This window comes from Amycolatopsis sp. NPDC058278 (genome assembly GCF_042881395.1).
Classification (GTDB): Bacteria; Actinomycetota; Actinomycetes; order Mycobacteriales; family Pseudonocardiaceae; genus Amycolatopsis.
Window position 1 is genome coordinate 38,404 of sequence record NZ_JBHVXZ010000038.1, and the last position, 12,189, is coordinate 50,592.

Consider the following 12,189-nt stretch of genomic DNA (forward strand, 5'->3'; position numbering starts at 1 on the left):
CAAAGAGTGGAACGCCATGACCATTCGTAAGCGAGCAGCCGTGGCGACCGTCGCCGCGGTCGTACTGGCCGCGGGCCTGGTGCCCGCCGGACCGGCGCACGCGGCAGTGCCCTGCACCTTCTACGTCTCCGCGTCGGGCAGCGACGGTAACGCCGGAACCTCACCGGATCGCCCCTGGGCGACCTTGGAACGGGCGCAGGACCACATCCGCCAGCACGGGCTCAACAAGGACATGCAGGCCGACCTCCGCGTCTGCCTGCGCGGGGGCCGGTACACCAGGACCGCCACCTTCAACCTCAGCGAGGCGGACTCGGGTTCCCACGGGTTCAAAGTCGTCTACCAGGCGTATCCGGGTGAGACACCCATCGTTGACGGCGGGAAGGCCGTCAAGGGTTGGAACCGGGTACCCGACCGGCCTTACTTCGTGGCCGACGTGCCGGAGTCGGCGGGCTACGCCGACTACTTCCGGCAGCTCTACGTCGGCGGCCGGCGGGCTCAGCAGGCGATGGGCAAGGGCATCGTGGGCAACGCCTTCTTCGATGACCCATCGATCCCCAACCCGCCAGCCAACCCGGACCGGCCGACCCGTTCCTACGACGGCGTGCAGTTCCCGGCGGCCAGCATTCCGGCCTACAGCAACGTCCGCGACATTCGGCTGCTGCACATCGCGATCGGCTTCAAGATCGACTACTTCCCCGTCGCGGACATCAGCACGAACGGCGCCGATAAACGGGTGCGCCTGGCACAGCCGCACTTCCAGGTGCGCCTGAACCGTGACGACGGCGTCTCGCTGAACTACAACGACACGTTCTACGTGCTCAACGCGTTCGAGGAGCTGGACTCCCCGGGCGAGTGGTACCTGAACCGGGCGACGAACAAGGTGTACTACTACCCGCGGGCGGGAGAGGACGTCAACCAGGCCGGGGCGTACGTGCCGGTGGTGGAGACGCTGGTGAACGTGGCCGGGTCCAGCCCGTCGGCGAAGGCGAGCGCGATCGCGTTCGACGGCATCACGTTCGAGCACGGCAACTGGCTGCTGCCTCGCGACCGGTTCATCGGCGGCTCGCAAGCGGAGGCGCAGTACGCGGACGACCCCTTCAAGGATCCGAACTACGACGGCTACGGCGGCGAGGTGCCCGGTCAGATCAAGCTGACCAACGCCCGCGGCATCACCTTCACCAACAACACCGTGCGCATGATGGGCAGCGGCGGCCTGCAGTTGCTGACCGGAGCCGAGGACGTCACCGTCACCGGCAACCTCTTCCACAACCTGACCGCCGCCGGGATCATCGCCGGCCGGTGGATGGACGTGCACGTCGACGGCGCCCGGCGCACCAGGAACGTGACGATCAGCAACAACGTCGTGACCGACATCGGCGACGACTTCTTCCAGGCGACCGGGATCAGCCTGATGAACACCTACAACGTGGCGGTCACCCACAACCTCGTCTACGACACCGCATTCATGGGCTTCCATGAGCGCAAGGCGGAGGAGTCCAGCCTCCTCGACGGGGTGGACGGGATCGGCAAGACGACGTTCAGCTACAACGAGGTGTACAACACCACGTCCAAGGTGTCCTGGGGGGTGCACGACTCGGGGGCCGTCTACTCGTTCGGGTCGTGGCCGGGCACCGTGGTCAGCCACAACTACGTGCACCACTCGACGTCGACCTCGAACTACTACAGCGACAACAAGAGTTACCAGACCCGCTGGGACTACAACGTCGGGCAGGGCGGGCGGTTCGACTTCTCCCCGCGTTACCGCCGGCCCCTGGCGGTGTACGCGTCGCACAACTACACCGACTTCGCCGACAACTGGCTCGCCGGAGCCATCTACGACGGCGACGGGCGACCGCACGTGGTGACAGATGGTGCGTGGCCGGCCGAGGCGCGGACCATCATGAACCAGGCGGGCCTGGAACCGGCGTACGCCGGGCTGCGGTGGAAGGTTCCCAAGGAGAACCTGGCCGACTACTCCACCGTGTCGCAGCGCAGTGCCTGGGACAGCGGCCTCGGCAAGCTTTGGGACGGCGTCACCGAGACCGGCGAGGCCAGCTCCACCGTGAACGAGTCCTGGGTGCAGTTCGATCTCGGCGCCGACTACGAGCGGTTCGCCTTCACCATCCAGCAGGACAACTGCTGCACCTGGATGACCACCCACTGGAAGGTGCAGCGGTGGAGCGCCGGCCAGAACGCCTGGATCGACATCATGCCCTACCAGGCGATCAACACGGTGGCGCCGGTCGTCTACCGGCCGCCGGCCGACGTCGCCACCACCAACATCCGGCTCTACGTGCGCAACAGCAACCAGAACGGAAGCGTCGGCGTACAGGAGTTCAGCGCGACCGGCGTGCGCAAGTAGCGACCTCACCATCACGCGGCGGGCATGGCGGAGCGGGCGGGTGCACCGAGTCGTGCGCCTGCCCGACCACCGCGCAGCGCTGTACGCCCAGGCGCCCACCTTCGAGCAGACCGACTGGCCGCAGCGCGAGCTGCGGTTGGAACGGCCACGGCCTGCCCCGAATCCGGATCAGCCCTCACCTCCAGCCCACGCCCGCCCGTAGCGCCATGGGGAATCTTCGGCCTCTATGGGTGCGACAGACCCTTCGGCTCGTCGCGACTGACGGGGCCTTGTTCCTCCGGCCGTGGTTCTCGGCGTAACGGATGGTGGTCTTCGAGCCGAGGCCGAAGGCGGCGGCGAGGCGAAGTGGGTCGGGTCCGTGAACGAGGACTCGTTCGATGGCTCTGCCCGGCCGCTGACTGTGAGATATTCCGTCCGTGGAGATACCGAAGCGGCTGACGCCGTTGGGCGACGTAACCCGGCGGCTCTATCTTGCTTCGGGCAACCGCTGCGCGTACCTGGGGTGTGAGCAAGCCTTGATGAGTACAGAGGAGGTACTCGTCGGCGAGATCGCCCACATCGAAGGCGCCCTACCGAACTCGGCGCGTTTCAACCTCAAGATGTCGAACGAGACACGCCGCGGCTACGACAACCTGCTGCTGCTTTGCGGGACGCACCACACCACAATCGACCGCGACGTAGAGCGATGGACGGTCGCCACTCTCGAGGAGCTCAAGCGCTACACCGGCCGCCAGGCCTGGAACCGCCGCGCCACCGGCACCAGCGGCCAGCGTCAACGCCGGCGCTGTCCGCGAACGTTGCGCATCCGGCTCTCGTCACGGAGCAGGACTTCGTCGCCGCGCAGCAGATTCGAGCGGCGCGGCCAGCCAGCGACGGCCGGACTCGTCTGTTCGCTCTGGCCGGCTTGATCCACTGCGGTGTATGCGACCGGCGCCTGGACTCGCACTGGAACCACGGGCGACCGACCTACCGCTGCCGCCACGGCCACACCAGCACCCAACGCGCCGACCACGAACGGCCGAAGACGCTCTACATCCGCGAAGACGACCTCGTCGACCAGATCAGCATCCGGCTCGGAGATGAAGGCATTGCCGGCCACGCCAAAACAGAGCTTGACCGACCACGACAGAGACGGGTGGCAGCAGTCCTGCGCGAATCAGGGAAGATCATCGTCTACGACGGCGCCGGGTGGCGCTTGAAGGAGATCGGTCCGAGCTAGGCTACGATCGGCCCAGCTTCAAGATCGCGTTTCGCGATCCGTGGGGTAATACTGTGTCCGAGACTTGAACCCCCACACGTGGGATATCTCCCGTGTTCGGGGAGATCATGCACATGACCGTAGCACAGAGTCACAGCGTCGGCGCCCTCACCCATGCCGAACGCCGAGTCGCCCTGCACGGCCACAGCAACCGGCAGATCGCCCAGACCCTGTTCATCACCACCAAAACCGTCGAGACGCACCTGGCCCGCGCCTACCGCAAACTGGCGATCACCAGCCGCCGGCAACTCGGCGACGCCCTGGCCTCACCATCCGCTCAACTGAGCACGGAGGATGCATGACAGCGGAGACGTGCACGGCTGGGACCACCGCTGCCTGCTGGCCCGCACGCCCCGCGCCACCCACCACGGTTGCGATTCTTGCTGGCCGCGCGGCGGCAATCCGAGCGTCGCCTGCTCCCAGTCTCCGACCCTGTCGGCGATGAACGCCGTCATCATCGTCTTGATGACCCGCGGGAACAAGTCGTCGACGAACCGGAAGGCGCTCACGCCCGCGCGGCGAAGCTGGTCAATCTCGTCGAGGATGCAGTGCGGCTCCTGCGTGCGGATGGTAGCCGCGGTCGACAAACGCAAGCCGTTGATGTCCGGTGCGAGGTGGTGCCCGTTCTTGGTCGCCCGGATCGCCGAGCGGCTCGACCGCGACATCATGGTCATGCTCGGCGGTCACCAGAGCACCACACCTTCTGCCTCAGCCCGACGTTCCGTCGTAGGCAGCGGGGCCACGAGATCCCGGGTAGCCGGTAGCGCGATTTCCCGCTGGCCGCGCAGACGTCGGGCGGTCCGGCCGCGACGCTGGCAACAGACGTCACCCGACTGAAAGGCCAGGGACATGACCACCTTGAGCGGACACCATCGACTCAGGACACTCGTCGTCGGAGGAATCGCCGCGACCGCGCTGGTGTTCCTCGCCGGTTGCGATTCTTCCGCCCCGGGTGCCACGGGGTCGACCGAGGGGACCACGCCTGTCGCGCAGGCGGTGCAGGGCCAGTTCGTCCGCGTCGTCAAGGACATCGGTCCGTCGGTCGTGCAGATCACCACCGGCCAGGGGCTGGGTTCGGGAATCGTCTTCGACACCCGGGGTGACGTCGTGACCAACGACCACGTGGTCGTCGGCGCCAGCACCTTGCAGGTCACCCTGGCCGACGGCAAGCAGTACGCCGCGCAGTTCGTCGGCAGCTTCAAGCCGGACGACCTGGCCGTCCTCCACATCAACGCCCCTGGCCTGCAGGCCGCCACGTTCGCCGATTCCAAGAACCTGTCCGTCGGCGACGTCGTCATGGCGGTCGGCAACCCGCTCGGGCTCAAGAGCAGTGTCACCGAGGGGATCGTCAGCGCGCTCGGCCGGACCGTGAGTGAGGACAACGGGGTCGTGCTGCCCAACGTGATCCAGACCAGCGCCGCGATCAACCCGGGCAACTCGGGTGGCGCGCTGGTGAACCTCGACGGCCAGGTGGTCGGCATCCCGACCCTCGCGGCCACGGACCCGCAGCTGGGCGGCGGGGCCGCCCCGGGCATCGGCTTCGCCATCCCGGGCAACATGGTGCACAACATCGCCACCCAGCTCGTCAACACAGGCACCGTGGCCGACACCAACCGGGCGTACCTCGGTGTTCAGGTCGGCGCGACGACCAGCGGCGGGGTGCTGGTGACCCAGGTGGACTCGGGCGGCGTGGCCGCGCGCGCGGGCATCACGACCAGGGACGTGATCACCGCGGTGGACGGAACCCCCACGCCGGACCCGACCACGCTCGCCGAGACCGTCGCCGACCTGAAGCCCGGCCAGACCGTGCCGGTGGCGGTCACCACGCCGGACGGGACGACGCGGACCGTTCAGGTCACCCTCGGCCAGTACCCCGGCTGACCGCCGGAAAGGGGATCACCATGATGGACATGGGCCTCGACCAGGTCACGCGAAGCGAGGCCCCGGATCGCCTCCGCTGGCACGCCCTCGCCGTGACTCAGCTGGCCGCGTTCATGGTGCTGCTCGACGTGAACATCGTGAACGTGGCGCTGCCCTCGATCGAACGAGCCCTTTCCGTGCCGGCGGCCACCGTGCAGTGGGTGGTGTCCGGCTACGCGCTGACGCTGGGACTGACCCTGGTGCCGGCCGGCCGGCTGGGCGACGTCCTCGGACGGCGGCGCATGTTCCTGATCGCGCTGACCGCGTTCACGGTGGCCAGTGCGATGACCGGTGCGGCGCCCACCGCCGGGTTGCTGATCGCCGCCCGGCTCGTCCAGGGCATCGCCGGCGGCCTGCTCATCCCGCAGAACTCCGGGCTCGTGCAGGAGCTCTTCTCCGGCGCCGAACGCGGTCGCGCGTTCGGGTTCCTCGGCGCGACCGTCGGGCTCGCCACCGCGGCCGGTCCGGTGATCGGCGGGTTGATCCTGGGCGCGGTCGCCGGCCCTGACGCCTGGCGCTGGGTCTTCTACGTCAACGTGCCGATCGGCCTCGTCGCCTTGGTGCTCGCGGCCCGGCTCGTGCCGGCCACGGCGGGCGGCGGGTGGCGTGACGTGCACCTGGACGTGGTCGGCGGGCTGCTGCTCGGCGGCAGCGTGCTCGCGCTGCTGATCCCCCTGGTCGACGCGGAGGACGGCGGCGCGCACCGGCTGTGGCCGCTGTGGCCGGTGGCGGCCCTGCTGCTGGTCCTCTTCTCGTGGTGGGAGGCGCGGACCAGCCGGCGCGGGCACCAGCCGCTGCTGAACCCGCGGCTGGTCCGCACGCGCGGCTATCCTGCCGGGACGGGCATCGCCCTGGTCTACTTCGTCGGGTTCACCGGCATCTGGCTGGTGCTCGCCCTCTTCTTCCAGGACGGCCTGGGCTACACGCCGCTGCGGTCGGGGCTGGCAGTGACCCCGTTCGCGCTGGGGGTGACCATCTCCTCGGTGATCGCCGGCCGGCTCGTGTCCCGGCTGGGGCGGTGGGTGACCGTGTGCGGGCTGACCGCCGGGATCACCGGGCTGACCGTCACCGCGCTGCTGTTGCGGCACGCCTCGCCCGGCTCGTCGTACTGGGTGACCGTCGCGCCGCTGTTCCTGGCCGGCCTCGGCGGCGGGATGGTGACCTCACCGAACATGACCCTCACCCTGCAGAACGTGCCAGTGAGCATGGCGGGCGCGGCCGGCGGGGCGCTGCAGACCGCGCAGCGCATCGGCGCGGCGATCGGCACGGCCACGCTCACCATGATCTTCTACCACGTCCTCCTCACCAGCGGCCGCGACTACCCGACGGCGGTCTCCGACGCCGTGCTGGCCGCCGCCGGGTTCATGGCGCTGGCGCTGCTGCTGGCCGTCGCCGAACTCATCCGACGGCGCACCGCCGAGCCGGTGCCCAGCGCGCCGAGATCATGAACCACCGGAAAGGGGCGACCGGCGCCGCCACCCGCCACGCCCAGAGTGCTTCCCGCCGTGCGGCCACGGGCCTTCACACCCCGCTTCTCGGCGTGCACGTGACATGAGTCAGGGGTCGTGAGCCGGCACCGCTGTACCCGGGCAGGGAGCGCACGGCGACCCACCGGCCACGGCGGCTGGTGCCCGCCTGCCGGCGGCGCGTGCGGCCAGACTCCGGTTGTGCGCGCGTGCTCCTTTCCCCATGCGTGCGGCCCCCGGCGCCGAAAGCCGGCTCCGGGGGCTCGAAGGTGTGGCACGTTTGCTTACCGGTTCCCCGGCCCGTGTCCGGCCGGCGCCGCCAAGTGGTAGCGGCCGGCGTGATGGGCGCCCAGCGCCGTCGCACAGGGCAGGCACGCGAGTTTGCGGGTCTCGATGATGGAGCCGTCCATCGGCGCGAGACCCGCGAAGTCCCTGATGGACTGGTGTCCGATGCGGACACACGATTCGCAGACGCCGGCGCCGCAGGTCGTGCACACCCCGATCGCGGGCCGGTCGTCGCTGTTGCTTGCACAGTCGAGGCAGCGCATCGGCTTTCTCCTTGTTCGTGTGGGTTTGGCGGACTCCTCCAGTCTCGCGACGTCACCGGCTCCGGTCTGCACGGTCAGCGGCCGTTCTCCTTTCCAGGTAGCCGGTACGGTCGGCGGTCCTGGTGCAAGGGGACCGGACCGACCGATTGGGGCGAGACATAGCGGGCGCCGCTCCGGCGCGGCCGCGCCGGCGACCGGGTCGAGGACGGCGGGTGGCCGGTCCGCCGCCTGGCGGAACGCACCAGCCTGCTCAAGTGCCCGCGCCACCAACTCGATCCCGCTCGTGTTCGACTCCTCCGGTACCCGCCGGCACCTCACCGGGCGCGGGATCCACGGATACGTCGGAGGCGGCACCCTGTCCTCGGCGAAACGGGCGGCGTGCCGACCGGCCAGGTCTCGGCGATCGGCGGATCGCGGCGATCGTCGCGCCGACCGCCGTGTTCAGGCCCGGGCTGAGGAGCCGGAACAGCAGCACGGCGGCCAGCGCGGGATGGGTCGGGCTGCCGTGTGCCACGAGCACCGTGGTGATGGCGGCCTCCGTCGTCCCCACGCCGGCCGGTGTCACGGCCAGCGCGGTGGTCACCACACCGGCGACGTAGGCGAGCACGAGCGCGCCGGGCGACGGCAGCGCGGCGCCGGCGGCGAGCAGGCACAGCGCCAGGCATGCGGCGTCGGCACCCCAGTTGATCGCCGACCAGGTCACCGCGCCCAGCCAGTGCCGCCAGGCCGGCCGGATGCCGTTCAGTGCCGACGCGGCGGCGACAACCCGCTCGCGTCCAGTGTGGACAGGCCGGCGCAGCAGCACGTTGAGCCGGCCCAGCACCGCGGACGCGCACCCGATCACCGGGCGCGGATGTCGCGCCGCCCACCGGACCAGCGCGATCAGCCCGGGCACCGCCGTGACCTCGGCCGCGCCGAGGAGCACCGTCACGGCATCGAGGTGGCCCGCGAGCGTGAGCACCGTGCTGCCGACCAACGCGATCGTCGCGGTCGACACGGCACCGGAGACGACCAGCGCCCACGCAGCCGAAGCCTCCGCCACACCGCGAGCACGCAGCTGCCGGTAGACGTAGGCGATCGCGAGCGCCGGTCCGCCGGGCAGGCTGCTGCTGACCGCACCGCCGACGTAGGTCACCGCCAGGTAGTCCCCGGTCCGGGGCCTCGTCGCACCCGCCGCGCCGAGCAGGACCCTGTGCAGCTGCGCGACGGCGAGCACCGACACCACCTCGACGAGCACCGCGGCCGCCAGCCAGCCCGGACGCACCGCGACCAGCAACCGCAGCGTCGCGGTCACCACCGACGGATGGGTCACCGCGGCAACGACGAGCACACCCGACACCACCGTACCCGCGACCGGACGAACCCAGCGCCGCCCGCTCCGGCGCACACCGTCCACTGTGTCCACTACAGCGTTCCCGCCTCGCGGACGGCGTCGCCGTCCGGGCGTCGCGCCGGGAGGTTGACCGCCTTCACCGCCGGCGGCCGGCGCGGGGTCAGCATGCCAACCTTCCCGGCAGAGCGATCGCCACCGCGAGGCGCCGGGCCCCTGCCCAGCGCCGGCTCCCCCGGTGTCGCGCCGAGCATCCGCCGCTCTGGGCCGTCCGCCTGGGACATGGGCTTCCTCTCTGCCGGTACGCACCGAACACGTTTCCACCCCGCGGCCGCGCTGCCTTCCCGACCAGCGGCCAATCTCGCTACCGGCTGGCGGTAAGGCACCGGTTCGGGTTGGTGGGTGATCGGTTCGACCGGTAGTACCGATGCGCGACCGTGCCCGCCGGGTGGAGGCTGAGGTGGACGGTGCGCCGCTCCCGCCGCTGCTCGCCCTCGCCCTCGGCGTCGCGTTCACGGGCGCCAGCACGGCCCGGCATAGGTGCAGCAGGTCGTGGCCGGGGCCGGAGGGATTCATCGCCTGATCGTGGTCCGGGCAGCACGCCGCGTCCGAGTCGGTCGTCGCCTGGTCGAGCAGGGCGCCCGCGACGGGTTCAGTGGGGCTGAACACAGCCTCCGCGGTTGTGCCGGCCATCCATGGGGCGTGTCTGCCGTGTGGGCGGTGACCAGGTTGTGCATCCCGATCCGGGTTCGTTGCCGTCGGCTGCCTATGCGGCGGCAGCCTCAACGCCTTTCACTCCGCGTGGTCCTCGTGCTCGGCATCGCCGGCCTGGCCGTGGGATCCGTGGCGCTCGCGCCCGCCATGGTCGTGGCCGGCCATGGCGTCGGGTGATCCGCCCATCATGCGCAGCATGTCCCGGCCGCCGCTGCGAAAGAACCGGACGAGCAGGACGGCGGCGAGGACCAGGAAGGCGATGTCGAGCCAGGTGGTGTAGTTCCACGAGATCCCCTCGGCCGTCACCGTCGCGGAGCGCTGCTCCGGGATCAGGCTGGTCACGCCGAACAGCAGCTCGACCAGGTAGCCGGCGCCCACCATCGCGGCGTAGAAGGTGCCCAGCAGGACCAGGGTCATGCGGGTGCCGTAGTACTTCCGGTAGATGTTCAGGATCGGCAGGATCAACAGGTCGGCGAAGATGAACGCGACCACGCCGCCGAAGCTGATGCCGGCGTTCCACAGCACCGCGGCCAGCGGGACATTGCCGATGGAGCAAACGAACGACAGGATTGCCACGATCGGGCCGACGATCGGCCCCCACAGCGCGGAGATCACCGGGTGGTCGGTGAAGAAGAACGCCCGCCAGAACGACTCCGGCACCCACGCGCCGATCGCCCCGGCGATGAGCAGGCCGACCACCAGGTCCCGCAGGATCGCTGCCCACTCCATCACGAACACGTGCGCCACCGAGGTGAACCCGCGCGGCGAGCAAAGGCGCCGCCAGAACGAGCCCTCGCCGGTGACCGACATGTCCATTGCGGCGTGGCCCTCCATCGACCCCGCCAGGCCGCGCTCGGCCTGCTCGCATGCCTTTTCGATCAAGCGCTTACGGACGAAGATCCGGAACAGCAGGGCAAGCAGCACGATCATGATCGGGCCGCCGACGAACTCGGCGGCGGTGAACTGCCAGCCCATCAGCAGCGCCATGATGATGCCCAGCTCGACCACGAGGTTGGTGGAGCCGATCTCGAAGGCCATCGCCGCGGTGAAGTTCGCACCCTTGCGGAACAGCGACCGGGCCAGCGCGACCGCGGCGTACGAGCACGACGACGACGCGGCGCCCAGCAGCGACGCCACCGCGAGCGTGCGCGGCCGGTCGTCGCCCATCAACCGGACGATCGTGGCCTTGCGCACCACCGCCTGCACCACCGCGGACAACAGGAACCCGAGGATCAGGGCCCACAGGATCTCCCAGGTCATCGACCCGGCCAACGCGAGCGCGTGCCCTATCGCGTTCATGTTCATCGCCCTTCTCGTACCCGGACGTTCCTGGACCCCGGACCCGGCGTGGCCGGTGCACGTACGCAGCGTCCTCTCCAAGAAGGTCGCGCCGCGTCCGGGAACGCCGCGCTGTCGTCGACGATGGTGCGGCTCAACACGAGATCAGCATCTCAAGTGCGCGGGCTCCTTGCATTGCGGCTACCCGGAATCCGGAGTTCTCCGTTAGCGGTGACGACGTGCGCCGCCTGGAGCCGCACGATGGAAGGAGACCAGAAAAGACGACGGAGGCGTGATGACGGCCCTCATTCCGGCACCGACCCGCTCGGTGTTGCTCCAGCGGGTCCAGCCCGCGATGACCGGACTCATCGACGGCTCGCTGTCGACGCTGGCGCCGATCTTCGCCGTGGTGCTGGCCACGCACAGCCCGCACTACGCGTTCTTCGCGGGCCTTGCGACCGCGCTCGGCGCGGGCGTCAGTATGGCGTTCTCGGAAGGCCTGTCCGACACCGGCGACCTCACCGGCCGGGGCAACCCCTACGTGCGCGGCGCGCTCACGGGCGCGGGCACGTTGCTAGGCGGGATCCTGCACACGCTGCCGTTCCTGATCCCCCACTACCAGGCCGCGTTGATCGTCGCGGTTTGCGTGATCGCGTTCGAACTGCTCGCCCTGGCCTGGATCCGCTGGCGCTTCTTCAACACCCGTTTCCTGTCCTCGGTCGCCTCGATCACCCTCGCCGGTGCGATCATCGCCGGTCTCAGTGCGGCACTGGGCGGACTGGCCGGATGACCCACGAAAGCGGAACGAGAGGGTGCCGTTGCCGGGTAATGAAACCCGCGGCCGCTTGCCGGAACGCCCGGGGTGGGCGGTCGTAGCAGGCTGGCATGGCGTTGGCAGCTCCGAGCGCGAACACGTGGTCATGATCCGGACGAGTTCGGCGTCATCCTCCGCAACAGCACAGGGAGCCCGGCCCGATTCCTCGATGCCCGCCGCACGGGTGCCCTGTGTGCGGGCATCTGCACACAGGGCACCCGGCGAGACGGTCAAGCGACCACGTTCTCGGCTCGCAACCAGGCGATGGTGTCCGCGTCGTAGCCGAGGTTCGCGAGGACCTCGTCGGTGTGCGCGCCGAGCAGCGGTGCGCCGGTGATCTGCGGAATGAAGCCGGAGAAACTTGACCGGGCTGCCGACAGTGAGGTAGGTGCCCCGCTCGTTCTGCTCGACCGCTGACCGCGCCGCCGGCAGTGACGCCGCACCTCCGCCACCATCGCCGCCGCCGGTCGCGCTGTCTGCACCGCTGGCACCAATTCGC

12 protein-coding genes are annotated in these 12,189 nt (G+C 69.8%); 7 read left to right on the forward strand and 5 right to left on the reverse strand.

What is annotated here, in order from left to right; all coding sequences use genetic code 11:
- Window positions 1-16 precede the first annotated feature (16 nt).
- The 4 genes from ACFVYA_RS21085 (at window position 17) to ACFVYA_RS21100 (ending at window position 3,922) form a co-directional block, all read left to right on the forward strand.
- Window positions 17-2,362, forward strand: coding sequence for a right-handed parallel beta-helix repeat-containing protein (locus tag ACFVYA_RS21085; RefSeq protein WP_387047161.1), 2,346 nt, complete (start codon window positions 17-19; stop codon window positions 2,360-2,362).
- Window positions 2,363-2,778: 416 nt separating this feature from the next.
- Window positions 2,779-3,270 (forward strand): hypothetical protein, encoded by a 492-nt coding sequence (locus tag ACFVYA_RS21090; protein WP_387047163.1) that lies wholly within the window; start codon window positions 2,779-2,781, stop codon window positions 3,268-3,270.
- A complete protein-coding gene (locus ACFVYA_RS21095; protein WP_387047166.1) occupies window positions 3,267-3,581 on the forward strand; it encodes a hypothetical protein in 315 nt (104 codons plus the stop codon). Before ACFVYA_RS21090 ends, ACFVYA_RS21095 begins: the two co-directional genes overlap by 4 nt.
- Before the next feature lie 92 nt (window positions 3,582-3,673).
- Complete coding sequence (locus tag ACFVYA_RS21100; protein WP_387047168.1) at window positions 3,674-3,922, forward strand: helix-turn-helix transcriptional regulator; 249 nt, start codon at window positions 3,674-3,676, stop codon at window positions 3,920-3,922.
- Here ACFVYA_RS21100 and ACFVYA_RS21105 read toward each other — a convergent pair.
- Window positions 3,887-4,294 carry a hypothetical protein gene (locus tag ACFVYA_RS21105; protein WP_387047169.1) on the reverse strand — a complete coding sequence of 136 codons (408 nt, stop codon included), beginning with the start codon at window positions 4,292-4,294 and terminating at the stop codon, window positions 3,887-3,889. The two genes, ACFVYA_RS21100 and ACFVYA_RS21105, sit on opposite strands and share 36 nt — an antisense overlap.
- Window positions 4,295-4,469: 175 nt before the next feature.
- Here ACFVYA_RS21105 and ACFVYA_RS21110 point away from each other — a divergent pair, with 175 nt between their 5' ends.
- Together ACFVYA_RS21110 and ACFVYA_RS21115 are read left to right on the forward strand one after the other, a co-directional pair.
- Window positions 4,470-5,501 carry a S1C family serine protease gene (locus tag ACFVYA_RS21110; RefSeq protein WP_387047171.1) on the forward strand — a complete coding sequence of 344 codons (1,032 nt, stop codon included), beginning with the start codon at window positions 4,470-4,472 and terminating at the stop codon, window positions 5,499-5,501.
- 20 nt (window positions 5,502-5,521) lie between these two features.
- Window positions 5,522-6,988 (forward strand): MFS transporter, encoded by a 1,467-nt coding sequence (locus ACFVYA_RS21115; protein ID WP_387047174.1) that lies wholly within the window; start codon window positions 5,522-5,524, stop codon window positions 6,986-6,988.
- Between the two features lie 302 nt (window positions 6,989-7,290).
- Here ACFVYA_RS21115 and ACFVYA_RS21120 read toward each other — a convergent pair whose 3' ends face one another.
- From ACFVYA_RS21120 to ACFVYA_RS21130, 3 genes are all read right to left on the reverse strand, one after another.
- Complete coding sequence (locus ACFVYA_RS21120) at window positions 7,291-7,554, reverse strand: DUF2180 family protein (RefSeq protein WP_387047176.1); 264 nt, start codon at window positions 7,552-7,554, stop codon at window positions 7,291-7,293.
- 250 nt (window positions 7,555-7,804) lie between these two features.
- Window positions 7,805-8,959 (reverse strand): YbhN family protein, encoded by a 1,155-nt coding sequence (locus tag ACFVYA_RS21125; RefSeq protein WP_387047179.1) that lies wholly within the window; start codon window positions 8,957-8,959, stop codon window positions 7,805-7,807.
- A gap of 717 nt (window positions 8,960-9,676) precedes the next feature.
- On the reverse strand, window positions 9,677-10,897 hold the full coding sequence (locus ACFVYA_RS21130; RefSeq protein WP_387047181.1) for a permease: 1,221 nt from the start codon (window positions 10,895-10,897) through the stop codon (window positions 9,677-9,679).
- A 274-nt stretch (window positions 10,898-11,171) separates the two neighbouring features.
- On the opposite strand from ACFVYA_RS21130, the gene ACFVYA_RS21135 reads away from it, so the two are divergent.
- Complete coding sequence (locus tag ACFVYA_RS21135) at window positions 11,172-11,666, forward strand: hypothetical protein (RefSeq protein ID WP_387047183.1); 495 nt, start codon at window positions 11,172-11,174, stop codon at window positions 11,664-11,666.
- A 254-nt stretch (window positions 11,667-11,920) separates the two neighbouring features.
- Here ACFVYA_RS21135 and ACFVYA_RS21140 read toward each other — a convergent pair whose 3' ends face one another.
- Window positions 11,921-12,172 carry a hypothetical protein gene (locus ACFVYA_RS21140; RefSeq protein ID WP_387047186.1) on the reverse strand — a complete coding sequence of 84 codons (252 nt, stop codon included), beginning with the start codon at window positions 12,170-12,172 and terminating at the stop codon, window positions 11,921-11,923.
- Between the last annotated feature and the right edge of the window lie 17 nt (window positions 12,173-12,189).

What these genes read in the sequence shown, in the direction of transcription:
- ACFVYA_RS21130 (WP_387047181.1), bottom strand. Translation starts at nt 10,897, where the DNA reads ATGAACGCGATAGGGCACGCGCTCGCGTTGGCCGGGTCGATGACCTGG.
- ACFVYA_RS21110 (WP_387047171.1), top strand. Translation starts at nt 4,470, where the DNA reads ATGACCACCTTGAGCGGACACCATCGACTCAGGACACTCGTCGTCGGA.
- ACFVYA_RS21135 (WP_387047183.1), top strand. Translation starts at nt 11,172, where the DNA reads ATGACGGCCCTCATTCCGGCACCGACCCGCTCGGTGTTGCTCCAGCGG.
- ACFVYA_RS21120 (WP_387047176.1), bottom strand. Translation starts at nt 7,554, where the DNA reads ATGCGCTGCCTCGACTGTGCAAGCAACAGCGACGACCGGCCCGCGATC.
- ACFVYA_RS21115 (WP_387047174.1), top strand. Translation starts at nt 5,522, where the DNA reads ATGATGGACATGGGCCTCGACCAGGTCACGCGAAGCGAGGCCCCGGAT.
- ACFVYA_RS21105 (WP_387047169.1), bottom strand. Translation starts at nt 4,294, where the DNA reads ATGACCATGATGTCGCGGTCGAGCCGCTCGGCGATCCGGGCGACCAAG.
- ACFVYA_RS21085 (WP_387047161.1), top strand. Translation starts at nt 17, where the DNA reads ATGACCATTCGTAAGCGAGCAGCCGTGGCGACCGTCGCCGCGGTCGTA.